Source organism: Microbacterium terregens (assembly GCF_039534975.1).
GTDB classification, from domain to species: Bacteria; Actinomycetota; Actinomycetes; order Actinomycetales; family Microbacteriaceae; genus Microbacterium; species Microbacterium terregens.
In genome coordinates, this window is the sequence record NZ_BAAAWH010000001.1 from 2847678 (window position 1) to 2871594 (window position 23917).

General features: G+C 67.4%; 24 protein-coding genes and 1 tRNA gene. 16 read left to right on the forward strand and 9 right to left on the reverse strand.

Going from position 1 to position 23917, the window contains the following annotated elements; translation table 11 throughout:
• Positions 1–27: 27 nt before the first annotated feature.
• Positions 28–624: a TM2 domain-containing protein gene (locus tag ABD655_RS13215; protein ID WP_344714614.1), complete on the reverse strand. Its 597-nt coding sequence runs from the start codon at positions 622–624 to the stop codon at positions 28–30.
• A 469-nt stretch (positions 625–1093) separates the two neighbouring features.
• Here ABD655_RS13215 and ABD655_RS13220 point away from each other — a divergent pair, with 469 nt between their 5' ends.
• Complete coding sequence (locus ABD655_RS13220; RefSeq protein ID WP_344714616.1) at positions 1094–1816, forward strand: phosphotransferase; 723 nt, start codon at positions 1094–1096, stop codon at positions 1814–1816.
• Between the two features lie 173 nt (positions 1817–1989).
• Here the strand turns inward: ABD655_RS13220 and ABD655_RS13225 are convergent, their stop codons facing one another.
• Positions 1990–2922, reverse strand: coding sequence for a DMT family transporter (locus ABD655_RS13225; protein WP_344714618.1), 933 nt, complete (start codon positions 2920–2922; stop codon positions 1990–1992).
• A gap of 71 nt (positions 2923–2993) precedes the next feature.
• On the opposite strand from ABD655_RS13225, the gene ABD655_RS13230 reads away from it, so the two are divergent.
• Together ABD655_RS13230 and ABD655_RS13235 are read left to right on the forward strand one after the other, a co-directional pair.
• Complete coding sequence (locus tag ABD655_RS13230) at positions 2994–3908, forward strand: LysR family transcriptional regulator (RefSeq protein ID WP_344714620.1); 915 nt, start codon at positions 2994–2996, stop codon at positions 3906–3908.
• 466 nt (positions 3909–4374) lie between these two features.
• The gene (locus tag ABD655_RS13235) at positions 4375–4899 is read left to right on the forward strand and encodes a pyridoxamine 5'-phosphate oxidase family protein (protein ID WP_344714622.1); all 525 of its coding nucleotides are present in this window, start codon (positions 4375–4377) and stop codon (positions 4897–4899) included.
• 127 nt (positions 4900–5026) lie between these two features.
• Here the strand turns inward: ABD655_RS13235 and ABD655_RS16985 are convergent, their stop codons facing one another.
• A complete protein-coding gene (locus tag ABD655_RS16985) occupies positions 5027–5617 on the reverse strand; it encodes a DUF6578 domain-containing protein (RefSeq protein ID WP_425561672.1) in 591 nt (196 codons plus the stop codon).
• Positions 5618–5961: 344 nt separating this feature from the next.
• On the opposite strand from ABD655_RS16985, the gene ABD655_RS13245 reads away from it, so the two are divergent.
• The 4 genes from ABD655_RS13245 to ABD655_RS13260 all read left to right on the forward strand — a co-directional run bounded on the left by ABD655_RS13245 (position 5962) and on the right by ABD655_RS13260 (position 9095).
• On the forward strand, positions 5962–6279 hold the full coding sequence (locus ABD655_RS13245; protein ID WP_344714625.1) for a hypothetical protein: 318 nt from the start codon (positions 5962–5964) through the stop codon (positions 6277–6279).
• A 249-nt stretch (positions 6280–6528) separates the two neighbouring features.
• Entirely contained in the window at positions 6529–7395 is an 867-nt protein-coding gene (locus ABD655_RS13250) for an AraC family transcriptional regulator (RefSeq protein ID WP_344714627.1), read from the forward strand.
• Positions 7396–7596: 201 nt separating this feature from the next.
• A complete protein-coding gene (locus ABD655_RS13255) occupies positions 7597–8421 on the forward strand; it encodes a PrsW family glutamic-type intramembrane protease (RefSeq protein ID WP_344714629.1) in 825 nt (274 codons plus the stop codon).
• Positions 8422–8525: 104 nt separating this feature from the next.
• Positions 8526–9095 (forward strand): dihydrofolate reductase family protein, encoded by a 570-nt coding sequence (locus tag ABD655_RS13260; protein ID WP_344714631.1) that lies wholly within the window; start codon positions 8526–8528, stop codon positions 9093–9095.
• Between the two features lie 83 nt (positions 9096–9178).
• Here ABD655_RS13260 and ABD655_RS13265 read toward each other — a convergent pair.
• Positions 9179–9254: transfer RNA gene (locus ABD655_RS13265), tRNA-Thr, on the reverse strand.
• A 74-nt stretch (positions 9255–9328) separates the two neighbouring features.
• Positions 9329–10312 carry a DsbA family protein gene (locus tag ABD655_RS13270; protein ID WP_344714633.1) on the reverse strand — a complete coding sequence of 328 codons (984 nt, stop codon included), beginning with the start codon at positions 10310–10312 and terminating at the stop codon, positions 9329–9331.
• Positions 10313–10556: 244 nt separating this feature from the next.
• Between ABD655_RS13270 and ABD655_RS13275 the strand changes: the two genes are divergently transcribed.
• Entirely contained in the window at positions 10557–11663 is a 1107-nt protein-coding gene (locus ABD655_RS13275; RefSeq protein ID WP_344714635.1) for an ABC transporter ATP-binding protein, read from the forward strand.
• A 72-nt stretch (positions 11664–11735) separates the two neighbouring features.
• A complete protein-coding gene (locus tag ABD655_RS13280; RefSeq protein ID WP_344714637.1) occupies positions 11736–13073 on the forward strand; it encodes a DUF4032 domain-containing protein in 1338 nt (445 codons plus the stop codon).
• Positions 13074–13076: 3 nt separating this feature from the next.
• Here ABD655_RS13280 and ABD655_RS13285 read toward each other — a convergent pair whose 3' ends face one another.
• Together ABD655_RS13285 and ABD655_RS13290 are read right to left on the reverse strand one after the other, a co-directional pair.
• Positions 13077–14354 carry a dihydrolipoamide acetyltransferase family protein gene (locus ABD655_RS13285; protein ID WP_344714639.1) on the reverse strand — a complete coding sequence of 426 codons (1278 nt, stop codon included), beginning with the start codon at positions 14352–14354 and terminating at the stop codon, positions 13077–13079.
• Positions 14354–16534: an alpha-ketoacid dehydrogenase subunit alpha/beta gene (locus ABD655_RS13290; RefSeq protein ID WP_344714641.1), complete on the reverse strand. Its 2181-nt coding sequence runs from the start codon at positions 16532–16534 to the stop codon at positions 14354–14356. The genes ABD655_RS13285 and ABD655_RS13290 overlap by 1 nt, the downstream gene beginning before the upstream one ends.
• Before the next feature lie 252 nt (positions 16535–16786).
• On the opposite strand from ABD655_RS13290, the gene ABD655_RS13295 reads away from it, so the two are divergent.
• A complete protein-coding gene (locus ABD655_RS13295) occupies positions 16787–17317 on the forward strand; it encodes a VOC family protein (RefSeq protein ID WP_344714643.1) in 531 nt (176 codons plus the stop codon).
• A complete protein-coding gene (locus tag ABD655_RS13300) occupies positions 17314–17997 on the forward strand; it encodes a GntR family transcriptional regulator (RefSeq protein WP_344714645.1) in 684 nt (227 codons plus the stop codon). Before ABD655_RS13295 ends, ABD655_RS13300 begins: the two co-directional genes overlap by 4 nt.
• Positions 17998–18005: 8 nt before the next feature.
• On the opposite strand, the gene ABD655_RS13305 is transcribed toward ABD655_RS13300, so the two are convergent.
• Complete coding sequence (locus ABD655_RS13305; protein WP_344714647.1) at positions 18006–19034, reverse strand: ketopantoate reductase family protein; 1029 nt, start codon at positions 19032–19034, stop codon at positions 18006–18008.
• Between the two features lie 183 nt (positions 19035–19217).
• Between ABD655_RS13305 and ABD655_RS13310 the strand changes: the two genes are divergently transcribed.
• Positions 19218–19517, forward strand: a complete 300-nt coding sequence (locus ABD655_RS13310; RefSeq protein WP_344714649.1) for a Dabb family protein — start codon at positions 19218–19220, stop codon at positions 19515–19517.
• A gap of 5 nt (positions 19518–19522) precedes the next feature.
• A complete protein-coding gene (locus tag ABD655_RS13315) occupies positions 19523–20575 on the forward strand; it encodes a zinc-dependent alcohol dehydrogenase (protein WP_344715853.1) in 1053 nt (350 codons plus the stop codon).
• Between the two features lie 17 nt (positions 20576–20592).
• Here ABD655_RS13315 and ABD655_RS13320 read toward each other — a convergent pair whose 3' ends face one another.
• Positions 20593–21288 carry a helix-turn-helix domain-containing protein gene (locus ABD655_RS13320; RefSeq protein WP_344715856.1) on the reverse strand — a complete coding sequence of 232 codons (696 nt, stop codon included), beginning with the start codon at positions 21286–21288 and terminating at the stop codon, positions 20593–20595.
• A gap of 146 nt (positions 21289–21434) precedes the next feature.
• On the opposite strand from ABD655_RS13320, the gene ABD655_RS13325 reads away from it, so the two are divergent.
• The 3 genes from ABD655_RS13325 (at position 21435) to ABD655_RS13335 (ending at position 23917) form a co-directional block, all read left to right on the forward strand.
• Positions 21435–21821, forward strand: coding sequence for a nuclear transport factor 2 family protein (locus tag ABD655_RS13325; protein WP_344714651.1), 387 nt, complete (start codon positions 21435–21437; stop codon positions 21819–21821).
• 18 nt (positions 21822–21839) lie between these two features.
• A complete protein-coding gene (locus ABD655_RS13330; RefSeq protein WP_344715858.1) occupies positions 21840–22700 on the forward strand; it encodes an NAD(P)H-binding protein in 861 nt (286 codons plus the stop codon).
• 203 nt (positions 22701–22903) lie between these two features.
• On the forward strand, positions 22904–23917 hold the full coding sequence (locus tag ABD655_RS13335; protein ID WP_344714652.1) for a sugar ABC transporter substrate-binding protein: 1014 nt from the start codon (positions 22904–22906) through the stop codon (positions 23915–23917).

The following is a 23917-nucleotide window of genomic DNA, read 5'->3' on the forward strand; positions in this document are numbered from 1 at the left end:
GGGGCGAACGTCACCTGTCGAGCCCGACTACGGCCGCGGGCTCGCGCTGGGCACGTTCATGCGGAGGGTGTTCGCCTCTCGGACCATCGACGGGAGGAGGAACAGGTCCACGAGCAGCCAGATGCCGCCCGCGATGACGAGCGGGATCCCGATGAGGATGGGAGACAGCAGCCAACCGCCCATCCAGAGGCACAGCAGAAGCACAGCCGAGCCGGTGCGCCCCAGGTAGAAGCGGTGTGCCGCGACTCCGCCCAGCAGGAAGAAGAAGAGGTACGCGATGCCGATCTCTTTCGCCGGACGTGCCGCCTGTGGTGCGTATGGCCCCCACATCTGCCCGTCCCACCACTGCATCATCCCGGCCGGGCCGGGGTACCAGCCGGCGGATGGGGTCCGCGGCACGACGGAGGCGTGAGCCTGCGGCGGCGGGTAGAGAGGCACCTGGGGCCTCGGTGCCAGCACCACCGTGCGCGGTGCGGGCAGGTCGGGTGCGAGCGCCGCGAACTCCGCCTTCGCATCGGGGGCGCCGATGACGTCGGGGGTCCACTCACGCCCGTTCCAGAAACGATTGCCGCCGCCGGGGACGGGATACCAACCAGGCAGTGCGGCCGGGGCGTTGCCTGTCATTGTGATCCTCTTCTCCGAGACTGCCTGCCGCTCAACCTAACGGGTTCGACATGCTGGCGAACGCACAGGCGCCTGTTCGACGACGAGGCCGGACGACGCGGGACGGGCTCGCGGTCACGATCTATGACGGCCACAGCGAAACGGATGTCGTCGTCAGTGAGCCCAGCGCCGGGGCGATGGTGCGCCGGAACGTCGGCCGTTATCGATCGGGCTTCGAACGATCTAGAGCGGTCTGGGCGCAATAGACGGTGAATAGGTGTGGACGAATCAAGTGGGACGCAACGTCGCGAAACGTCGCGCGTGACGGAGCACATGATCCACCCTCAGAGGGCATTTTCGCGGGCGACTCATACGGCGTTCGAGTGATGAGCCGTGCGACGAGACCGGCGGCGTCTAATAAGACCCAGCGCAGACGATCCCTGAGGACCCTCCTCGGGGAGGATCATCACATCGCGATTAGCATGTGGTCATGCCGGAAGCGTCTGAGTTCGCGGATCTGGCTCGGTTCCGCGATCAGCGAGATGATCCCGTGCCCGACGTGGTCTTCACGCTTCATCCCGAACCTGAACTCGTGTGGCGGAACGAGCTGGGCGGTCTGACCTACCGAGTGGGCGATCGGTACGTGAAATGGAGCCCACGCACAGCGGGCATCGAGCTCGCCCGCGAACGCAACCGGCTGTTGTGGCTCGAGGGTCGGCACCCCGCACCGCGAGTCGCGGCGTACGGGGAAGATCACGAGGCCGAGTGGCTCGTAACGGACGGCCTCGCCGGCGAACACGCCGTAGGCGATACCTGGCGCGAGCGACCATCGGAGGCGATCACGGCCATCGCGCACGGACTGCAAGCGATCCACGCCGTGCCCGTCGACGATATAGCGCGGGGATGGGAGTCGTGGCTCCTGCGCACGCCGCCCGAACTTGGGACGAGGCCGCCGATCCTCAACCCCGTGCTCGTACATGGGGACGCATGCGCGCCGAACACTCTGATCTCCCATGACGGCGCATGGGTCGGCAATGTGGATTTCGGCGACCTCGCCGTCGGCGACCGATGGGCTGATCTCGCGATCGCGTCAATGAGTCTGGACTGGAACTTTGGCGAAGGCCACCAGGACGAGTTCTTCGCGGCCTACGGAACCGGACGCGATGACGAACGCATCCGGTATTACCGCGCGCTGTGGGATCTCGAATCCTGAACCATTCGTCCACAGCATCAGCTCGTCCAGACGCGAACAGCGAGGGCCGAGAGAGGACCGTGCTCCGGGCGGGAAGCATTCGAATCGGAAACCAAGGCTCGCTCAAGGACGGGCTAACGAGATGGTTCTTCTCGAGAGGTTCTGTCTGCTGAGGTGATCGCGGACGATTCGACCTAGGGCACGCTTCGAAATTGGCTGGGGGCCGTGTCGGCGATCTGCTGTCGGTGCCGGCGCTCGATGGCTTGCCCGGCATAGCTCGCGGCGACGATCAAGACAGCGCCGCCTATTCCGAGCGGTCCGATCGCTTCGCCGGCGATGAGGACTCCGACGAGCAGGGCCCACACCGGTTCGGTTCCCATCAGGATGCTCGCGCGGGAAGCCGAGGTGCGCCTCACCGCCCAGAGCTGCACGATGAAGGCGAACACGGAACACAGCAGACCCAGGAAGAGCACGTTCGCCCACTGGTGCGCATCGAGCTGTGCGGCGGCGGCGGGCAGCTCGGGTCCGGCCATGGCGGTGAATACGGCTGCGCAGACGACCATCTGGACGAGCACCACGCCGAAGGTGCCCTCCGCGCTGCCGCGCGTCAAATGCGCGCTTGCCGTCACGTGGATGGCTCGGACGGTCGCGGCGGCGATCACGAGGCCGTCACCGACGGTCGGTGTGCGGAGGCCGCCCTCGGAGACGAGGAGCGCAACGCCGACCACGGCAGCGACGGCGGCGGCGAAGTACGACCGTGGTAGCCACGACCGGGACGCCATGCCATCCAGGACGGGAGTCATCACCAACGCCAGACTGATCAACAACCCCGCATTGGTCGCGGAGGTCAGGTGCACGCCCCAGGTCTCGAGCCCGATGACGGCAGCCTGCGAGCAGCCCAGGCAGGCGGCGATCACAAGACCTCGCCCCCGTGGGAGTCGTTCCCTTCGCGCGAGGCATATGAGCCACGTCGCGGCTGCGGCGACGAGGAAGCGCAGGGCGACGGCCGCGGGTACACCTGTCTCGGCGGCAAGATCCTTCGCCGCAAGAAAGCTGGCACCCCAGACTGCGGCGACGCCGAGCAGGAGCAGATCGACGACGGGTTCGGAGCGCATACGAGGTGCCATGCCACTACTCTTTGAGAGCTGATACGGAAGAGCAACAGCCAATGTCTTGATCGACGATTTAGGGAAACCTTATGGATCCTGCCCGCCTACGTCTTCTTCGCGAGCTAGGGGACCGGGGCAGTGTCGCGGCCGTCGCGACCGCGTTGCACGTCAGCGCATCCGCCCTGTCCCAGCAGCTCACGGCATTGCAGGCCGGCATACCGGTCCCACTGACCGTAAAGCAGGGGCGCCGACTCGTGCTGACGGAAGCCGGTGAAGCGCTTGCGGTCGCCTCGGCACGCGTCGACGAGGCCCTCGCTCAGGCCCGAGACGCCGTCGGGTCTTTCCTTGACCAGGAAGAACGACCCGTCACCGTCTCCGCATTCCACAGCGCCGGTCTCGCGCTGTACGGCCCGCTTCTCACCGAGCTGGGCACAGGCCCGCGTGTCTCCCTCGCGGACGCCGACGTCGCGCAAGACAAGTTCGCCGGCCTCGCCGCGGACTACGACCTCGTCATCGCGCACCGTCTCGCGCACGACCCCGCATGGCCGACTGCACGCCTGGTCGTGACACAGCTTCTCGTCGAACCGCTCGAGATCGCCCTGCACGCCGGGCACCCCTTGGCGGCGTATCCCGGCATCAGACCTGAGCAGTTGCGGGATGAGCGTTGGATTTCCACCCACGAGGGATTCCCCCTCACCGGTGTGCTCGCCCATCTAGGAGCCATGATCGGCCAAGCTCCTCAGATTGATCACCGCATCAACGAGTTCTCCGTCGCCGCCGAAGTCGTCCGCACCGGGGCGGCGATCGCGGTGATGCCACGAACGACTGCCGCCCCACTGGCGGTCAACGGGATGGTGCTACGCCCGGTCACGGGCGTCTCACTCGTCCGCCACGTCGACGCGCTCGCCCGCCCAGACGCCATAGCGCACGGCCCCGTCCGCAGGGTCCTATCGGCACTACAAGAAGTTGCCGCCGTCGCCACACGACAAGCGAGCACGCCATAACCTCTTGGTGCCCCGCATCCTGCGTGCCGACAGCGTTGCGAAAAAGCCGCCATCTAGTGCTGCTATTCACAATGTGCACTTCCCGCCTCGAATCAAAGCAGCCGCGATCATCGAGCTCTGATGCACGTCGAGGGACCGGCCTGCGAACGGAGACCGCGATCGCCGGGGCCGGCACAGCGAGCGCCGTGAGTGCGATTCCCAGGATCGCCGCTGCACCGAGTCGTTTCCGCGTCGCGAACATCGTGACCACCTAGTCGTAATGCGGCATGGATTCTCGAGCGCAGCGAGCGGGTCATGCACGGCCCAGGGTGCCGCTGCCAGCAGTGTGGTACTCGGCGGGACGATCGACAACGCCCGCATCTCGGGAATGCAGGCGCCGTGTTCGCGGCGAAGGTAGTTCGCCGTGGCGGGACGAACCGTTGACCAGTTCCTCTTCGACGGCCCACGGACACGCACGAAGCTACGCTTGACCTATGAGATGCTCAACTTTGGAGCAGCCAGAGAACTCTCTGCAAGCCACGACGCGGACGAACGGCGCCACGCTGATTCGGCGCGACCCGCTTATCGGTGCGGCGTGAGCAGTTTGACGCCAGCTGATCGAGAACTGCTCTCACGGCCGTTGCAAGCGATGGTGACCGTGCAGCCAGCGCGTCGCAGATGGCCAGCGCCGCGGCCGGTGTGGTTTGAGCTAACGAACTCGGACGCGATTCAGATATTCTCGTTCGCCTCTACAACGCGCGTCGCCCGCTTGCGAGAGGTTCCTCGCGCATCGATCGTTGTGGCCGCGCCCTTAGGAGAAGCCGAGCAGTGGGTGTCGCTCGAAGGGTCAGTGACCTTGACCACTGAAGGTGCGTACGAACTGGCTGAACGATTGACGCTCCGGTACTACGCAGGCGAGCCTGCGAAGCTTGCCGTTCTGGACGATTGGCGCGCCGCCGAGCTGGTGCGGATCGTATTCTCGCCTGAGCGTGTATCGCGCTACGCGGTCTAGCTCCCACGTCTTCGCCAGCGGCATCGACACGGTGGGACCGAGAGCGTGCCGCCTCGTTGCCGCGACACCGCCCGCTGTGGGACGGCTTCCGGACGCGCGAGATCCGGCGGAAGCCGTCCTCGTGGATTCAATCGGAGCGCGGTCGCGAAAGTCTGTCCTCCGCGCGCTCGGGTTCCTCGATGTCGACGAGCCAACCGATATGTGAGCGCGATGATCGCTCGGCCGGCGCGTCAGTCGTCAGATCGGCGGCAGACGGCGCGAACCCGTCCTGTGACGGTGCGGGTAGCCGTACCCCGAAAACGGTCTCCAGCGCGGCCGAACCAGGGACGGGCACGACTTCGATCACGTACCGGAACGGCCTCGATCCCACGAACACGCCATTTCCCAGCTCATGCCTCGCCATCGGCCACTCTGCGCCGTTCGCCGGCATTTGGGCGGTGGGCGGCGCACCATGACCAGGACGGCGCAACGTCCGCCGCTCGATGACCTCGTAAGTAACACGATGGACCGCCCTGACGCGACCCCGAACCCGATCGGTGAACTCAGCCTCATGGTGCGATTCGAGCGCGTCTACGGTAGCGGCGAGCGCGGCACCGAGCGTTTCAGCCAGCACCGATGACGGGTCTCGCGTCACGACTCCGAAGTCGACGTCATCACCGACCGCGAAGGGGTCCCCGCAGCATTCCCACTCCCAGTCCGCCAGCCACACGCGAGTCATACTTCACACGCTATCGAGCGACACGTTCAGGTAGATCCCTCTCCCGGACTCGAAACGCAGACGTACGAGGCGAACGATTCCCGCCGGCACGGCGACGCCGGCAAGATCGGCGGACACTGACACTCGAATACTGACGGTCGAGTCATTGCTGTCGCCCCTGCCAACCGACCCCTCATCACGCGCCTCACAACGCGCGCTGACGGACCGCCTGCGGTACACCTTCGCTAGATTCGCGTGGTGGGTACTCTTCGTGGCGCAGCGTTAGCGCTTGTCGCGCTCATGCTGTCATCCGCACTGACCAGCTGTTCTATCGATTCGGTGATCTGGGGCCGGACGGCGCTCGCGTGATCCAGACAACCGAGGAATTCGTCGAGGCCATGGCCGACGGCAATCCGACTGATCTCATCTGTGCGGACTCGGCCGCGGAGCTCGGAGAACCGAGCGATTGGCTCGGGCTGTCAGCGGGCGAGCCCGAGCACTTTTTCGCAGACTATTGGGACGAGCAGGTACCACTCGATCCTCACTGGAACATCAACCTCGAGGGCCAACCTCAGGGCCTGATACCGGGCTCCACGTTCCCTGGCGACGTCTTCTATCGAGAGACCGACGAAGGCCTTTGCGTCATCGACATCGCATGGTCAACCATCGTGGCAGACGGCTGACTCGCCGTCCGCTATCGCAGGCGGGGAGTGCTCCCGTCGGAGCTCACCGTTACCGACTGGCAGGCGCGCATAGCGACCGATCTCGGACAGCTGGGCGTGGATCTTCCGGCATCCACGTACCGGACACCAGCTGTCGCGGTGACCGACCGGCTTGCGGACTAGTCGGTATTGGACCCCCGATCGGATCGGACCGCGATAGTAGGGTGCGGGTCGAGGCCGGTGAGCAGGCTTGAGATCGAAGGGAGAACCGTGATCGCAGAGCTGAACCACCTCGTCGAGTATGTCGACGCTCACCTCGACGAGGAGATCGACATCGCCGGTGTGGCTTCTCGACTCGGCACAACGGAGTATCACCTCCGCCGGATGTTCTCATCGCTAGCGGGGATGCCGCTCTCGGAGTACATCCGGCGGCGCCGCATGTCGGTTGCCGCAGCGGATGTCATCGGTGAGGGCGACCTGTTGACGGTTTCGGTCCGCTACGGGTACGGGTCGGCCGAAGCGTTCACCCGGGCGTTTCGATCCGTGCACGGCGTCAGTCCCGGCGACGTGCGTCGCGACGGTGGCCCCCTTCACACGCAACCGCAGCTCAGGTTCCGCCTGACCGTCGAAGGGAAAACCCCCATGGATACTCGCATCACCGACCGCCCCGCGTTCCGCTTCATTGGGCACTCTGCCCGAGTGCCGCTCATCCACGAAGGTGCCAACCCGCACATCCAGGCCTTCATCGCGTCGCTGCCGGACGCCGAGCACGCTCGTCTTAAGGAGCTGAGTAGCACCGAGCCCGCAGGGCTACTTCAGGTCAGTGCCGACGTCGACCCGGACTACACCGAAGGCAGCGAACTGACCTACCTCCACGGCGTCGCCGTCACCGACACGACCCCGGCACCCGATGACCTCGACGCAATCGACGTTCCGGCCGGCACCTGGGCGGTCTTTCGCGCCGACGGCGAGTACCCGAAAGTTCTGCAGGAAACGTGGGCGGCTACCGCGAACGACTGGTTCCCGTCCAACCCGTGGCGACTTCGGCCAGGTCCCTCCATCGTCGCCATCCTCGATCGCGCCGCCGACTTCAGCACAGCAAGCACCGAACTGTGGCTACCGATCGAACGCGCCTAACGCACTCCTGTGACATGGGATGGTGAGGATCCGCACTGCCCACTGCTTCACGCCCTCGGGTGACGGAACGATCGAGTCGTCGCAGGCGTAGCGTCAGCGGGCCTCGGCTTGGATGCTGTCGGGTGACGCGGAGTCATCCATCCCGGAATCGCACACGATTTCGGGCTATCGGGACCACGGCTGCTCGGCCACACTGAGCCAATGACTGAGAACCCGATGACGAGCCTGCGCGCGGCATCCGCTCGGCCCGACCCCTCATTCGTGCGACGGCCGGCGTTCTGGATCTACCTGATCGCCGTGATCGCCGGTCTGGCGATCATGATCTCGCGGTTGGCGCTGGTCTCCGCGGAGCCGTCGGTCTCGCTCGCAATATGGGTCGGGGTCGTGATCCAGGCTGGGGCGCTGCTGTTGTGGGGATGGCTGATCCTGCCCCGGCGACGCGCGCGCCTGGCGACGGTGCTCTTTTCCGTGCTCATCGGACTCTCGTTCGCGCCGGCAGCATCTGTCCTCATCCTGAACGTCTGCGAGATGTTCGGCGCGAACCGGCTGATCGCCGCAGCGTTCGTAGAAGAACCCGTCAAGGCCAGCGCAGTCGTCATCGTGCTGGTCATGCTGCGCGCGGCTCTGCAGGGGCCGGTCGATGGACTGATCGTCGGGTTCTTCGTGGGCTTCGGCTTCGCCGTGATCGAAGACGTGCTGTACACCGCGGGCGCCACCAACGGGCAGGCAGCCTGGTTGCTCGTCGTGACCCGTGCAATGACCCAACTCGGCGGCCACGCCCTCTGGACCACGATCATCGGCGCCGCGCTGGCGTACGTGGTACTGACGCACGGGCGGCGCTGGGGGCTCGTGCTGGCCGCGTTCGCATTCGCGATTCTTCTTCACCTGACCTGGAACACGGTCGGGGCGCTCGTCGGCGGGCCTCTATCGATCGCGGTGACAGCTGTCGTCGTGGTGATCACGATCGTGGGGTTCTTCCGGGTTCGGCGATGGAGCGTGGACTTCGAGAACCGCGCGGAAAGCTGAGAGCGACCCGCCGGCGCCCGATCGAGCGCCGATGAGAATGGCGGCGACAGTACTCTGAGTGCGGTCAGGTGTAGGCGCTGCGCGGATAAAGGGAGAGCAACGAGATGCGACCGCTTCGATACTCGATCAACGTCACACTCGACGGCTGCGTCCATCACGAGGCGGGGCTCGCCCCCGACGAGGAGTCGATGCGCTACTGGACTGCTGAGATGCAACGAGCCGATGCCCTGCTCTTCGGCCGGGTGACCTACGAGATGATGGAGTCGGCGTGGCGGCAGCCGGCCACGGGCACGTGGCCCGACTGGATGAATGACTGGGAGATCCCGTTCGCCGAGACCATCGACCGGGCGAAGAAGCACGTCGTGTCGAGCACGCTGAGCGGGGCCGATTGGAATGCCGAGCTGGTGCGAGGCGACGTGGGGCAAGCGGTCCGCCGGCTCAAACAGGAGCCAGGCGAGGGCCTGTGGGTGGGCGGAGTGACGCTCCCCCTGGCACTGGCAGATCTGGGACTGATCGACGAGTACGAGTTCGTCGTGCAGCCGGTCCTTGCCGGACACGGGCCGACGTTGCTGGCCGGTCTGCGCGAGCGCATCCCGCTCGAGCTCGTGGATCGCCATGAGTTCCGGTCGGGAGCGGTCGCCCTGCGATACCGGACCGCGTACGCAACGGCGTGACCCGATCCGGCCGGACAGGGTGCGGGAGTCGTCGCCTCCGGTGCGGACGGACTGGAGGTCGCGCCCAATCCCGGTCGCGGTTGTGGAGCCGACTACGGGACTTGAACCCGTAACCCCCTAATTACAAGTTAGGTGCGCTACCAATTGCGCCAAGTCGGCAAGTGCCACAGTCTATCGAACGCCGACGCACGGAGCCGGCGCGCGGCATCCCTCCGTCCGTGGCGAAGCGAGCGCTACGGCGTGGTCGCGGGCGTCGGGGTGACGGTCGGGGTCGGAGTCGGGGTGGGCGTCTTGTAGTACGCGTCACTCGCGCTTGTCAGCACGAACTGAGCGAACTCCTTCGGGTCATCGAGAGCACCGACGTACGGCATCCCGTTGACGAGCACCATGGGCGTGCCGGTGAGGGCGACCCCCTTGGTGTCGGGCAGACCCTGGAGGGCGCGCTCGGTCGCGGACTTGGCCCACGATGAGAACGACTCCTTCTCGATGCAGGAGCGCACGACCTTCGGCGAGTCCGATCCGCTGGCGATCGCCATGTCGGCAAGCTCCACGTCGGTGTACCCATCGGAATCCACGGCGGGCTGCTGACCCAGCAGCGCGTTGTTGAAAGCGAAGAACGTGTCCGGCGAGTGCGTGGCGACGCACGCCGCAGCGCTGGCCGCACGCAGCGAGTACTTGGTGCCGTTGGACTTGGCCGTCAGCATCGCAACCGGGTAATAGGTCAGCGTCGCGGCGTCCTCACTGACCCACTTCGACAGCTGCTGAACGTTGGCGACCTGGAAGTCGTGCGAGCCGGTCGAGAGATAGTCGACGTAGACGCGGATATCGACGACGGGCTGCTCGGTCTCGGCCGGAGCCGGCGTGGCCGGCTCGGCGAGCGGCTCTTCGTCGGTGGGTACCGTTCCGAGTGCTCCGGGTGACTCGCTGCTGACGGACCCGGAGTCTGTGGGTGCACCGACTCCGGAGACCGTCGTCACGACGAACCCGTCGTCGGTGACGTTGGCGGGCTTCAGAAGCGGCTTCGACGCCGCCGAAGAGACGGCCCAGACCACGACGACCGCCGCGATGGCGATGACGGCGATCAGCGCGGTGACGACCGATGCGGTGCGGACCACGCGGGCTCGCGACTGCTGCGCCTGAACCTGCTGCGCCTTCTCGCGCACCGCATGACGGCGGTCCCGCTCAGCGGGAACGTTCGGGGATTCGTCGCTCGACATGGGACCTCTCGGGGCGGACATTCAGCCGGCGGGTGTCGCTTGCGCGGCGGGCGCCGACCTGGCCGCACGGGTAAGGCGGCCGTTGACGATGCTAGCCAGGCAGGCTGTGAAATACCCAGACGGAGCCTGCGCAGGACCCCGTGGCATACTAATGGAGCGCCCAATGACGGGCGTGCGGTTAGCCCCGCAAATTCCATCACTACGGATCGTCCGGCACGTACCTGCCGGTGAAGGAGAAGAACAAATGGCGTCAGTCACGTTCGACAACGCAACCCGCTTGTACCCCGGAGGCACGCGCCCGGCGGTCGACAAGCTCAACCTCGAAGTCGGCGACGGCGAGTTCCTCGTCCTGGTCGGACCGTCCGGCTGCGGCAAGTCCACGTCGCTGCGGATGCTGGCCGGCCTCGAAGAGGTCAACTCCGGCCGTATACTCATCGGCGACCGCGACGTCACCGACGTGCCGCCGAAAGACCGCGACATCGCGATGGTGTTCCAGAACTACGCGCTGTACCCGCACATGACTGTCGCCGAGAACATGGGTTTCGCGCTGAAGATCGCCGGCATCGGCAAGGACGAGCGCGCAGCGCGCGTCCTTGAAGCAGCCAAGCTGCTCGACCTCGAGGACTACCTGACCCGCAAGCCCAAGGCGCTCTCGGGCGGCCAGCGCCAGCGCGTGGCCATGGGCCGCGCGATCGTGCGTCAGCCCCAGGTGTTCCTCATGGACGAGCCGCTGTCCAACCTGGATGCCAAGCTGCGCGTGCAGACGCGTACGCAGATCGCATCGCTGCAGCGTCGACTCGGCGTCACCACGGTCTATGTCACGCACGACCAGACCGAGGCCCTCACCATGGGTGACCGCATCGCGGTGCTCAAGGACGGGCTCCTGCAGCAGGTCGGCACGCCGCGCGAGCTGTACGAGCGCCCGAACAACGTGTTCGTGGCCGGCTTCATCGGCTCCCCCGCGATGAACCTCTTCCAAGCGGACCTCGCCGAGGGCGGCGTGCAGTTCGGCACCGAGGTCGTCCCGCTGGACCGCGACACGGTCGGCCGTGCGAACGGCAGCCAGGTCACCGTCGGCGTCCGCCCGGAGGACATCGTCGTCGGCCCCGCCGACGGCAAGGGCCTCTCGGTCGTCGTCGACCTCGTCGAGGAACTCGGCGCGGACGGCTACCTGTACGGGCACACCGACATCGGCGGCAAGCGCACCGACATCGTCGCGCGCGTCGACGGCCGCAACCACCCGAACGCGGGCGAGACGGTCACTCTCGCCGCGACCGCGGGTCACGTCCACGCGTTCGACGTCGAGACCGGCGAGCGCCTCAACGACGCTCCGGTCATCTCCGGCGTCTAGCGTCATCGGCCGCGGCGCGGAGGGTCATCGACCCCCGCGCCGCGGTCTCATTTCCAGAGTCCGTGGAGTCACATGGCAGACGCGCTGAGCATCACCGCAAGCTCGGTCGACCCCGGCCTGCTGGCGTTGCCCTGGTCGACCCCGCTGGCCGAATGGCCGAGCAGCACGATCGTGTTCCTCCCCAAAGGCCTCTCCCGTCACCTCGTCCGCTTCGCGAACCTGTCGGGGCGGGTGGTGGCGATCAAGGAGACGACGGAGCAGATGGCCCGTCGCGAGTACGACATGCTCGGAAACCTCGATCGCCTCGACGCCCCGTGCGTCCAGCGCGTCGCGGTGATCGCCGGAAGGACGGATGCCGCGGGCAGGCCCCTGCCGGCGGCGCTGGTCACCGCGCATCTGAAATTCTCCCTGCCGTACCGCGCGCTGTTCACGCAGGTGCTTCGCCCGGACACCGCGAACCGCCTGGTGGACGCGCTGGCGGTTCTGCTGGTGCGCCTGCACAACGTGGGCTTCTTCTGGGGCGACGTGTCACTGTCGAACACGCTGTTCCGTCGGGATGCCGGAGCCTTCGCGGCGTACCTGGTGGATGCCGAGACCGGCGAGCTGCACGAGACCGGCCTGACTCCCGGCCAGCGCGCCCATGACCTGGACGTCGCGCGGACGAACATCGCCGGCGAGATCATGGACCTCGAAGCGGGTGGGCGCCTCGAGGGCGGAGTCGACGCGCTGGCGATCGCGGACGGCATCATCTCGTCGTATCGGCTGCTGTGGGCGGCCCTGACCGACCAGGAGACGTTCGCCGCGAACGAGTCGTGGCGCCTCACGGAGCGCGTGCAGCAGCTCAACGATCTCGGGTTCGACATCGGCGAGATGTCGATCCAGGCCATGACCGACGGGACGAAGGTCTCGATCCAGCCGAAGGTCGTCGATGCCGGACACCACCAGCGCCGCCTGCTGCGCCTCACCGGCCTCGATGTCGAAGAGAACCAGGCCCGGCGGCTGCTGAACGATCTCGACGAGTTCCGGGCACGGATCTCGCGCCTCGGCGATGACGAAGACATGGTCGCGCACGAGTGGCTGACGCGCGTCTTCGAGCCCGTGGTCAAGGCGATCCCGTTCGACCTGCGTGCCAAGCTGGAGCCGGCCGAGGTGTTCCACCAGGTGCTGGAGCATCGCTGGTACATGTCGCAGCGCCGGGGCCGCTCGGTGCCGCTGGCCGAGGTGCTCACCAGCTACATCGATGATGTCCTGCGCCACCGGAGGGACGAGGCGACCCTGATGGGGCCGGTCACCGAGACGATGTCCTTGCCGGTGATCACCGCCAGCGGCACACCGCTCGGACTGAACGACAACGCCCCGCTGGAGGCGGACGAAGAGGCGGACAGTCTGGACTGGCGGGATCTGGTCTGACGGTCAGACCAGCATGCTCAGCGGGTTCTCGATGCGACGGACGAAAGCCGCCAGCAACTGGGCGGCGAGCGCTCCGTCGAGCACCCGGTGATCGGCGGAAAGCGTCACGGTCATGACCGTCGCCGCGGCGAGTTCTCCGCTCGCCTCGACCACCGGGCGCTGGGTCGCAGCCCCCACGGCGAGGATCCCCGCGTGCGGTGGGTTGATGATGGCCGAGAACTCCCGCGTGCCGTACATGCCGAGGTTCGAGACCGCGAAGGAACCGCCCTCGAGCTCGTGCTGCTTGAGACGACCCCCGCGCGCACGCTCGGCGAGATCTCGGACGACGCCGCTGAGCTCACCCAGCGGCATCCGCTCGACACCGGTGACGACCGGCGTCAGCAGACCTCCTGGCACGGCAACGGCCACCGCGATGTCGACACCGGTGAACCGGCGGGTCGCGTCGTCCGTCCAGATCGCGTTGGCCTCGGGCACATCGTGCAGCGCGGCGGCGAGGGCCTTGACGACGAGATCGTTCACGGAGATCTTGAGGTCGGGCCCTTCGTTGATGCGCGCGCGCACGGCGAGCAGCTCGTCGACACGGCAATCCGCGACCAGGTAGAAGTGCGGCACGGTGGTCTTGCTCTCGGCCAGGCGTCGGGCGATCGCGCGGCGCATGCCGGTGTGCGGGATGTCGTTGTACGCAGGTGCGACGGCGTCGGAACGAGCGGATGCCGCGACGGACGTCATCGGCACCGCGACCGGCGCATCATCGGCGGGTGCGACCTCGGCCTCCAGGTCGCGCCGCACGACCCGCCCGTTCGGTCCTGATCCGGCGATCGTGGACAGGTCGATGCCGCGCTCGCGGGCGATCCGGCGCACCAGCGGACTGGCGAACAGCCGGCGGCCCGCGGTCGCGACGGGAACCGGAGCAATCGTCGGCGCGGGTTCGGGCACGGCGGTCGAACCCTGCGCCGCTCCTTCGGTCATGCCATCCTGAGCGACCGAGGGCGACGTCGGCGCTGCGACATCGACGCTGCGCATCGCCTCCTCGGCGCTCTCGCCCGCCAACGCCAGAACGGCGATCGGGCTTCCCACGGCAGCGGACTCACCGGCGGCCACGAGCACAGCCGCGATCGTCCCGTCGGCTTCGGCCTCGTGTTCGACCACGGCCTTCTCGGTCTCGATCTCGACGATCGCCTGGCCGGCGGCGACCTCATCACCGACGTCGATGAGCCAGGTCTGGATGGCCGCCTCGTTCCCGCCGGCAGCGAGCTGCGGCATCCGCACCACGACGCCCATCAGCGGCCTCCCCACGCAGCGCGCACTCGTTCCAGGCCGGCGACGACCTGCTCCGTACCGGCGATCGCCGCACGCTCGAGGACCTTCGAGATGCTGGGACTCGCCTCTCCTCCGGTAACCCGCTCGATGGGCTGATCGAGCCAGTCGAAGAAGCGACGCTGCAGCTCGTCGGCCAGCCAGCTTCCATACGACGGACCGCGCGCGCCCTGCTCGACGATCAGCACGTTGTTGGTCTTGCGGATGCTCTCGCCGATCGTGTCCCAATCCAGCGACGCCCGATCCAACCAGCGCAGATCGATGACCTCCGCGTCGATGCCGGTCTGTTCGACCGCCTCCAGCGCGTGGGCGACCATCGACAGATAGGTCAGCACCGTGACCTCCGACCCGCTGCGGCGCACGGCGGCAGAACCCGGCGGGATGACGTAGTCGAGCTCACCCTCCGGCACCCGGTCGGCCTGTCCGTACAGGTCGACGTGCTCGATCACCAGGACGGGGTCCTCGAGGGCGAGCGCCGCGTTCATGAGCCCGACGTAATCGGCCGCGGTCGATGCGGCCACGATCCGCCAGCCCGCCTGCGTCGCGAAGATCCCGGCCGGGTCCATCAGGTGCTGCGAGCCGTACCCCGAACCCATCGCCACCTTCGTGCGCAGCACCAGGGGCACCGTGTTGTTGTCGCCGAACATGTGCCGCGCCTTGCCGACCTGGTTGAACACCTGGTCGGCGGCGACCCACATGAAGTCCGGGTACATGAACTCGACGATGGGCCGGAAACGGCCGTCCAGCGCCACCCCGCCGGCCAGGCCGAAGAAGCCGTTCTCGCTGATCGGCGTGCCGATCACCCGGTCCGGGCCGTACTTCTTCGCGAGACCCTTCGTCGCGCCGTTGGTGCCGCCGTTCAGGCGATGCACATCCTCGCCGAGCACGATGATCCGCTCGTCCGTCTCCATCCGCCGATCCAGCGTCGCGGCGATCGCATCGACGAATTTCGTCTCACGCCACGCGCCTGCCGACGGGAGGGCGTCGAGTCCCTCGAGCTCGCTCGCGTCACCACGGATTCCGGTATCGACGACAGACGGATCGGGCCAGAGACCGGGGCGGATGCGCCGGCGGCCGTCGTTGTCGGGATCATCCTCCGTGAGGTTCGCGACGGCGGTGGCCATCGCGGCCTGGGCCTGCTCACGCACCGCGACGATCTGGTCGTCGTCGACCTGCGACAGCTCCCGCATCCTGCGTGCAACGAGATCGAGCGGGTCGCGCGCTCGCCACAGCGCCTCTTCGTCCTTCGTGCGGTAGCCGAACGCGCTCCCCGGGTACGGTCCGTTCTGGTGGAAGAAGCGGTAGACCTCCGCCTCGACGATGGCCGGCCCCTCCCCCGCGCGCATGCGGGCGGTCGCCTCGACCGTGGCGAGGTGAACGGCGAGCGGATCCATCCCGTCGACACGCCAGCTCGGGATGCCGAAGCCCTGACCTCGCACCGAGAACCGGGGATCGGCGGTCACCTCGTCGGCGTGCGTCGAGACGGCGTAGAGGTTGTTCTCGATGAAGTACATCACCGGCAGCTTCCATGCCGCAGCCAGGTTCATCGACTCCAGCACCGACCCGATCTGACTCGCGCCGTCTCCGAAGTAGTTGATCGAGACGTCCGTCGTCGCCGCGTGCTTCTGCGCCCACGCGTGACCCGCCGCGATGGGGGCTCCGCCGCCGACGATGGCATTCGTGCCGAGCGCACCCGCCTCCAGCCACTGCAGGTGCATCGATCCGCCGCGCCCGCCGGAGAATCCCTGCGCCAGTCCGAGGATCTCGGCCAGCGTCCGCTGCAGCAGATCCTGCAGCTGCGGGGACACCAGCGCGGCCAGGTCGAGCTCCCCCGCCGACACGTGCTGGATGGCCTTCGCGAGGAACTGGTGGTGGCCGCGGTGCGAGCCGTTCACGGCATCCGTGGATCGCAGGCCGACGATCGAGCCGACCGCGCCGCCCTCCTGGCCGATGCTCGAGTGCGCGGGGCCGTGCACGAGTCCGGCCGCGGCGAGATCGAGGACGGATTCCTCGAAGGCGCGGATGAGGTGCAGCTGCCCGAGCATCGTGGTGAGCAGGGCGGGATCCGCAGCCTTCCAGTCCGCCGCCGTGGTCTCGAGCTGGATCCACTCGACTCCGGTCTGCAAGCGTCGTCGCTTCGGCATCTCGCCATCTCCCTTGACAGTGCCCGTCTCGGACGTGCCCGTTTCGGACCTGCACGTTTCGGACGTGCACGTTTCGGACAGTGCTGATTTCGGACAGTGCACGTCCGGCCAGTGCACGGTCCGCGCCACATCCCCGCGCGATCGCCAGGCTAATCCTCAATTGGATCCAATACAAGCCTTCGGGCGATCAGGGTCTGGGCTGATGCTCCCATCCTTGGCATACTGGATCCAATCAGCACGAGGAGGTCACGGATGAGTGCGACGCTGCCGGGGATGCGAGGCGTGGACCACTTCGGGTTCACCGTCCCAGATCTGGACGAGGCGGAACGCTTCCTCGTCGACATCCTCGGCGCAGTGCCGATCTATGTCTTGGGTGCGAAGCGGGCGGAGGACGAATGGATGACCACGCAGCTGGGCGTGCACCCGCGTACGGTGATCCGCGAGATCCGCTTCTACCGGCTGGGTTCCGGCACCAACCTCGAGGTGTTCTCGTACGACGCGGCCGACGGACAGCATCCCCAGCCCCGCAACAGCGACATCGGCGGGCACCACCTCGCGCTCTACGTCGACGACATGGACGAGGCCGAGGCGTTCCTGCGCGCGAAGGGCGTGGAGGTCATGGGGGCGCCGGTCGCCAGCGCCGGCGCCTCGGCCGGCCAGCGCTGGCTGTATTTCCGGTCGCCGTGGGGCATGCAGTTCGAACTCGTGAGCTTTCCGGACGGCAAGGCGTACGAGGCGGACGCTCCGGTCAAGCTCTGGCATCCGGCGAGGCCGGCAGAGTGAGCGTCGACGAGAACACCGAAGTCGGCCGCAGCCGGGACGGCGACGCCGGCGCGCGCATCGCCCACAGCATCCGCGAAGGAATAGTCAGCGGCAGTTATCCGCCGGGAACACGCATCCGCCAGGAGGACCTCGCCTCGAGATTCGGCGCGAGCCGCGTCCCCGTGCGCCAGGCGCTGCAACAGTTGGAGTACGAGGGGCTCGTGACCGTCGTCGCGAACGCGGGCGCGTGGGTGTCGAGCCTGACCCTCGCCGAGTGCGAGGAGGTCTATCAGATGCGCGAGCGACTCGAGCCTCTGCTGCTGCGGTACAGCGCGCCGCACCTGAGCGCGCAGGAGATCCAGAAACTCGCCGACCTGGCGCGGCGCATCACCGTCGACGGTGCCGACACGGACACCTTCCTCGCGCTGGACAGGCAGTTCCATCTCGCCAGCTACGCCGGTGCGCACACGTCCCAGCTCGGTGACCTCATCCAGAAGCTCTGGAACACGACGGCGCCGTATCGTCGCGCGTACGTCGCTTCGTGGGAGGCGGACTCGCGACGCATCGCGCACGAGGAGCACCACCTCATCGTCGCCGCGCTCCGCGACGGCGATGTCGAAGAGGCCGAGCGCGTGCTCGCCGGGCACATCCGACGCACCCGACGACAGCTCGTGAAGAGTCCGCAGATCTTCGCGGACTGAGCGCGACCTCAGGCGACTTCGACGAGCATGCGCGCCAGGTGCCCGGGGTCTGGTTCGGCCTCTCCCCGCTCGATACGGTGCGCCAGCTCGACGACGACGGCGTTCACCGGCGTGGGGATGCCGAGACCGATGCCCTCGCGGACGACAGTGCCGTTGAGGTCGTCGACCTCGCTGTGACGCCCCTTGCGCCAGTCCTGAAGCACAGTCGTCGTCGCGCCGGGGACGACGAATCCCGCGAAGAGCTTGTCGGTCATGATCTCGACGACCCTCGCGCGATCCGCGATCTCGTCCGCCGTGAGTCCGAAGATCGGGAGCACGGGGTGGCCGAGGCCCGCCCCGACCGCGAGCGCCTCGTTTCCGGCGGCTACCATGACGTCGCGATAGCCCGGCAGCTGCAGGGCGTCGAGCATCGGCAGACCGAGCACCGCCGAGGTGACGAGGAGGGTCGCGTTGCTGACGAGCTTCATCCATTTCGCGGCCTCGATGTCGTCGGATATCGCCACGGTTCCCGAGTGGCGCAGCAGGCCCGCGACCTCCTCGATCCGGCCGACCGGGCCACCGGGAAGTGCACCTACGGCGAACCATGATCGGGCGACTCCCGTGTGTCGGTGCACCAGACCGGGCTGGTTCATCGTGGCCGAGCATTCGATGACGACGCCCACGGTGCGCTCAGCGCCGACGACGTCCTGGACCACCCGAGCGGTCATCCCGTTCTGCACGCCGGCCATGAGACCGTCCGACGCGAGGTGAGGCTCCATCAGCTGCGCGGCCCAGCGGGAGTCGTATGCCTTCATGACCATGAGCACCACGTCGAAGTCGGTCTTCAACTCGGCGACCTCGCACAGGTTGGCGACGCGAGGACGCACGTGCAGCTCACCTTCGGGCGAGAGTATCCGCAATCCGTCCGAGCGCATCCGTTCCACGTGTGCAGGCCACTGCTCCACGAGGAGAACGTCATGCCCGGCGGCAGTCAGATCCGCCCCGATCGATGCGCCGTTCGCGCCTGCGCCGAGCACGGCGATCCGCGGGTCGCTCATGGGGAGCCCTCCTTCGTTGGCGAGTCGAGAATACAGCAGCGATGTACACCAGACACGCGGTACGCTGGGATTTGCGCCAACTGCCGCTCCGTCGTACACCCTTGGTTGACGGTTACCGACAGTCGCTTGACAGTTGCTCACGTCACTACTCAGCGAGGAGAACAGGACACCATGATCCTCCACATGGCATCATTCCGCTGGACGCCAGAGGTCACGGAGGCGGACGTCGCCGCGTTGACGACGGCGCTCCAGGAGATGGCGGCGGCCATCCCCGAGATCCGCTCCTACGTCGCCGACACCAACTTGCATCTGCGTCCCGGGGGCGCCGATTACGGGATCGCGGCGATCCTGGACGACGCGGCGGGTCTGGACACCTATCTCGATCACCCGCACCACCTCGCCGTCTACGAGAAGTATCTGGGCTGGATGCTGGCGGAGCGCTCCGCGGTGCAGCTGCCCATCTCCGAGGGCGCGTTCGCGTGACCCGGATGCGCGCGGCCGTGCTGCACGATGTGGGGGACCTTCGCATCGATGACGTCGAGGTGCCGGTTCCCGGAGCGGGCGAGGTGCTCATCCGCGTCGCCGTCTGCGGCGTCTGCGGCAGCGATGCGACCGAATTCGGCCGAGGACTCGTGCTGGCGAGCCCTCCCGTCACGCTGGGCCACGAATTCACCGGAGTCATCGAGGCGGTCGGTCCCGGCGTGGACTCGCTTCCGGTCGGTGCCGTCGTCGTGAGCGGTGCCGGCGTGTCGTGCGGGGAATGCAAGCCGTGCCGCAACGGTCGCACGAACCTCTGCCGTTCGTACACGACCGTGGGGTTCCACCACGACGGCGGTCTCGCGGGGTACGTCGTGGTCCCGGCCGGGATCGTGCTCGACGTGTCGGACTCCGGGCTTGCGCTCGACACGCTCGGGCTCACTCAGCCCATGGCCATCGCCGTGCACGCCGTCCGGCGCAGCGGCCTGCGAGCGGGCCAGGACGCCGTCATCGTCGGCGTCGGCGGCATCGGCGCGTTCATCGCCGTCGCCGCAGCGGCGACCGGAGCCCGGCTGCTGGTGGTGGACCTGAACCAGGACCGGATCGACCTCGCCCTGCGACTCGGCGCCACGTCGGGCATGATCTCCGGCTCGATGCCGCTGACGGCCAAGCTGGACGAGCTGGGCATGGACGTCGACGTCTTCTTCGAGGTCAGCGGATCCGCCCCGGGCCTGGCCTCGGTGCTCGATGCTGCCAAGCCCGGCGCGACGATCGTGCCGGTCGGCATCCAGCGCGGCGAGCCCGCGCTGCCCCTCGGACGATGGACGCTGAACGAGTTCACGATCGTCGGGACGGTCGCGCACGTCTACAAGGACGACTTCCCGCAGGCCGTGCGTCTGCTGGGCACGCGAGATGACTGGTCCGATATCGCGGGTGAGGTCATCCCGATAGACCAGGTCGTCGAGGCCGGCCTCCAGCCGCTTCTGGAAGGTCGTTCCCGTCAGATCAAGACGCTCGTCGATCCGTGGGCGACGGCGCCGAGGGCTGCGCAGCACACGCGCTGAGGGCCGGCATCCGCCGATCAGGCTTCGAGGTCGTCCATCGCCCGCAGCACATCGACGGCCGAGGACGGCGCGCGCCCGGCCACCGCGTCTGCCCCCGGCGCATCGCGGAGCGACTCGTTCTGCTGCCGCCGGCCGACGACGAACCACACGCCCTTCGCGACCTCCGAGCTGCGGTTCGAGTAGAGGTGCGGTCGCACAGAATCGAACTGGAGCGAGTCGCCGGGCCGGAGGACGTACGTCTCGAAGTCGAGATGCAGGGTCAATTCCCCTTCGAGCAGATATGCGTATTCCACGCCCGCGTGACGCATGAGCTTGCCCTCGATGGAGCTGCTGGCACCCGGCGCGTAGGTGACCAGGAGCGCATCCGCGGGTCCACCGGTGCCGGCTGCGAGCCGTTCCCACAGCACGCCGTTCTCCATTTCGATGCGCGGATTCTCCGTCGCACGCTGCACATCCGGCAACGCGGGCCCGGAGTGGCCGAAGAGCGAAGCCGCCGGCTTCGGACCGGGCTGCGCAATCCCCATCAATTCATCGATCGAGACACCCAGGTGGCTCGCCAAGGCGTACAGCGTGGCGACCGAGGGCTGTGTCTTGCCGATCTCGACCTGGGAGATCAAGCTCGCCGAGACTCCGAGCGACTGCGCCACGCTGCGCAGGCTGAGGCCGCGCTTGGTCCGTACTTCGCGGAGCCGTCCACCGAGGCTGTCCGGCATGGTTTCCACTCACCTTCGTCATGAACCGGTCCTGCAATGGCACGGCCGCTGTGTCATTGTACGGGCGACCCTCTCGATCATGTCGACCCCCGGTGCACACCAGCGTGTACAGTCAGGCTGCAACGGACGTCAGAGGGGAACCGGAAATGGACATCGATCGTTGGCTCGCCGACTACAAGAAGGCCTGGGAAGACCGCGACGCGGATGCCGCGGCCGCGCTGTTCAGTGAGGATGCGCTGTACCGCGAGAATCCCTATGAGGAGCCCTTCCGCGGCCGTCAGGGAGTCCATGACTACTGGACCCGCGTAACCGCCACTCAGTCGGACGTCGACGTCCGTTACGGGACCGTCATCGCGAATACCGACCGCGCAGCCGTCGAATGGTGGGTGACTCTCAAGAACGACGGGGCGGATGTCACGCTCGCCGGCGAGTTCTATCTGCTGTTCGACTCCGCCGGCCTGGTGCGCGATCTGCGCGAGTACTGGCACTTCGGCGCAGGCGCGATCGAGCCTGCGCCGGGCTGGGGAGAGTAGGCCGCGATCTCTCTGCTCATCACAGGTGCGTCCGGACACCTCGGCAGGGCTGTCGCGAAGCACGCCGCGGCTGCGCTCGGCACGGGGCGCCACCTCGTGCTCGCGACGCGCACCCCGGCGGCATTCACGGGGGCCCAGCCGGAGACGGACGTGAGACGGGCCGACTTCACCGACCCGACCACCCTCGCCGATGCGTTCGTCGGCGTCGACCGCGCGGTCATCATCAGCACCGACGACATCGACGGTCGCGCCCGGGGTCAGATCGCAGCGATCGAGGCCGCACGCGCCGCCGGTGTCCGGCACATTCTCTACACGTCGATGCTTGCCCCCGTGCCCGCCAACCCGGCGATCATCGCGCCGAGTCACTGGGCGACGGAGGAGCATCTCCGCAACAGCGGCACCGACTACACGATCCTCCGTGCCGGGTTCTACGCCGATTTCCAGGTGTTCGAAGCGGCGGCGGCGCTGGCATCCGGAACTCTGGTGCACAACCGCGGCGACGGCCGCTGCGCCTACCTCGCACGAGACGACATCGCGCGCGCGGCAGCGGCCGTCCTGGTCGGCGGAGGCCATGAGGGTGAGACCCTCGACCTCACCGGCACGGAGGCCTTCGACGCCCCCGCCCTGGCCCGTCTGTACTCCGAGATCGGTGGGCACGAGGTCACACCCCAGGTTGTGAGCGATGACGCGATGCTCGGGCTGCTCGGCGCCGGTTCGGAGGGCCACAACCAATACGGCGCCCGACTCACGGTGTCCATCGGGCAGGCGATCCGCGGGGGCTTCTGCGATCTCGTGACGGATACCGTCGCGCAGCTCACCGGCCGAGCGCCCGATCCGCTCGGCGCCGTGCTCGCGCGTTCCGGCGGCTCGCCGGGCTGATCTGCCGTCGACGCGATCCTTGCCTTTCGCGCTCTCCCCGGGCAGAGTGTCCAGTGCTAGTGAATGAATGAAGTCCTGCTGGATACCCGTACAGCGAGTGTGATCATCGGAACCAGAAGGTGAAAAGCAGCATCCAGAGCCGTGCCATCGATTTCAAGGGAGAGGTCATGCGTCAGAACACAGCAATGCAGCACCGTCGGGGGGTGACTTCGACCATCGGCCTCGCCGCTGCGGCGCTCCTGCTCATCGGCTGCGCCGCCGGGCCGGGCGGCGGTGGCGACGGCCAGACCAGCGCACCGGAGGACGAGACGCTTCAGATCGCCTACATCTCCTTCGCGGTGGCCAACACCTACGACGAGCCGATGCTCGCCGCCGCCGAGGAGGTCGCTGCCGCCGGAAACGCCGAGATCACGGTTTTCGACGCCAACCTCGACCCCGCCCTCCAGGGCACGCTGATCGAAGACGTCATCGCCTCCGGACAGTACGACGGCATGATCGTCCAGCCCGTCTACGGTCCCGCGATCGTCGACGTCGTCCAGGAGGCGATGGATGCCGGCCTCACCGTCGTCAACATCGACCAGATCCTCGGAGAGGACTTCACAACGGCCAAGACCCAGCTGAAGGGACTGTCCGCCAATGTCCTTCAGGTGCCGTCCGAGCTCGGACGCAAACTCGGCGAGAAGACGGTCGAGGGCTGCGCCGCGGCGAATCTCGACCCGTGCAACGTCGCCTTCCTGCACGACCTGAAGTCATCGAGCGTCAGTATCGCCATCTGGGATGCCTTCACCGAAGCCACAGCGGGATCACCGGTGACGGTCGTGGCCGAGGGCGAGACGTTCTGGAATCCCGCGGCGGCGCAGACCGCCCTCGCGGACATCATCACCGGCAACTCGGACATCGACGCGGTCGTGACATCCGATCAGGGCCTGCAGGGCTCGGTGCTCGCCATCGAGGCGGCCGGCCAGGCCGCCGGCGACTATCTGCTCGTCGGCTACGGCGGTGCAGAGTGGGGACGCCAGAAGGTCGCGGAGGGCATCGTCTTCGCCGATGTCGTGATGGCGCCCGCCACGATGGGCAAGCTCGGCATGGAGGCGCTCATCGACGCTCTGCGAAACGACAACCACTGGGGCGACCGCGATCCGTCTGCGGACTTCCCCAATGACGGCATCATGACCAAGGACACCGCAGACCAGTTCACCGGCGAGTGGCCTGGCTGA

Excerpts from the sequence above, each read along its gene's own strand:
- ABD655_RS13215 (WP_344714614.1), bottom strand. The coding sequence starts at position 624 with ATGACAGGCAACGCCCCGGCCGCACTGCCTGGTTGGTATCCCGTCCCC.
- ABD655_RS13220 (WP_344714616.1), top strand. The coding sequence starts at position 1,094 with ATGCCGGAAGCGTCTGAGTTCGCGGATCTGGCTCGGTTCCGCGATCAG.
- ABD655_RS13225 (WP_344714618.1), bottom strand. The coding sequence starts at position 2,922 with ATGGCACCTCGTATGCGCTCCGAACCCGTCGTCGATCTGCTCCTGCTC.
- ABD655_RS13230 (WP_344714620.1), top strand. The coding sequence starts at position 2,994 with ATGGATCCTGCCCGCCTACGTCTTCTTCGCGAGCTAGGGGACCGGGGC.
- ABD655_RS16985 (WP_425561672.1), bottom strand. The coding sequence starts at position 5,617 with ATGACTCGCGTGTGGCTGGCGGACTGGGAGTGGGAATGCTGCGGGGAC.
- ABD655_RS13255 (WP_344714629.1), top strand. The coding sequence starts at position 7,597 with ATGACTGAGAACCCGATGACGAGCCTGCGCGCGGCATCCGCTCGGCCC.
- ABD655_RS13260 (WP_344714631.1), top strand. The coding sequence starts at position 8,526 with ATGCGACCGCTTCGATACTCGATCAACGTCACACTCGACGGCTGCGTC.
- ABD655_RS13270 (WP_344714633.1), bottom strand. The coding sequence starts at position 10,312 with ATGTCGAGCGACGAATCCCCGAACGTTCCCGCTGAGCGGGACCGCCGT.
- ABD655_RS13275 (WP_344714635.1), top strand. The coding sequence starts at position 10,557 with ATGGCGTCAGTCACGTTCGACAACGCAACCCGCTTGTACCCCGGAGGC.
- ABD655_RS13280 (WP_344714637.1), top strand. The coding sequence starts at position 11,736 with ATGGCAGACGCGCTGAGCATCACCGCAAGCTCGGTCGACCCCGGCCTG.
- ABD655_RS13285 (WP_344714639.1), bottom strand. The coding sequence starts at position 14,354 with ATGGGCGTCGTGGTGCGGATGCCGCAGCTCGCTGCCGGCGGGAACGAG.
- ABD655_RS13290 (WP_344714641.1), bottom strand. The coding sequence starts at position 16,534 with ATGCCGAAGCGACGACGCTTGCAGACCGGAGTCGAGTGGATCCAGCTC.
- ABD655_RS13295 (WP_344714643.1), top strand. The coding sequence starts at position 16,787 with ATGAGTGCGACGCTGCCGGGGATGCGAGGCGTGGACCACTTCGGGTTC.
- ABD655_RS13305 (WP_344714647.1), bottom strand. The coding sequence starts at position 19,034 with ATGAGCGACCCGCGGATCGCCGTGCTCGGCGCAGGCGCGAACGGCGCA.
- ABD655_RS13310 (WP_344714649.1), top strand. The coding sequence starts at position 19,218 with ATGGCATCATTCCGCTGGACGCCAGAGGTCACGGAGGCGGACGTCGCC.
- ABD655_RS13315 (WP_344715853.1), top strand. The coding sequence starts at position 19,523 with ATGCGCGCGGCCGTGCTGCACGATGTGGGGGACCTTCGCATCGATGAC.
- ABD655_RS13320 (WP_344715856.1), bottom strand. The coding sequence starts at position 21,288 with ATGCCGGACAGCCTCGGTGGACGGCTCCGCGAAGTACGGACCAAGCGC.
- ABD655_RS13325 (WP_344714651.1), top strand. The coding sequence starts at position 21,435 with ATGGACATCGATCGTTGGCTCGCCGACTACAAGAAGGCCTGGGAAGAC.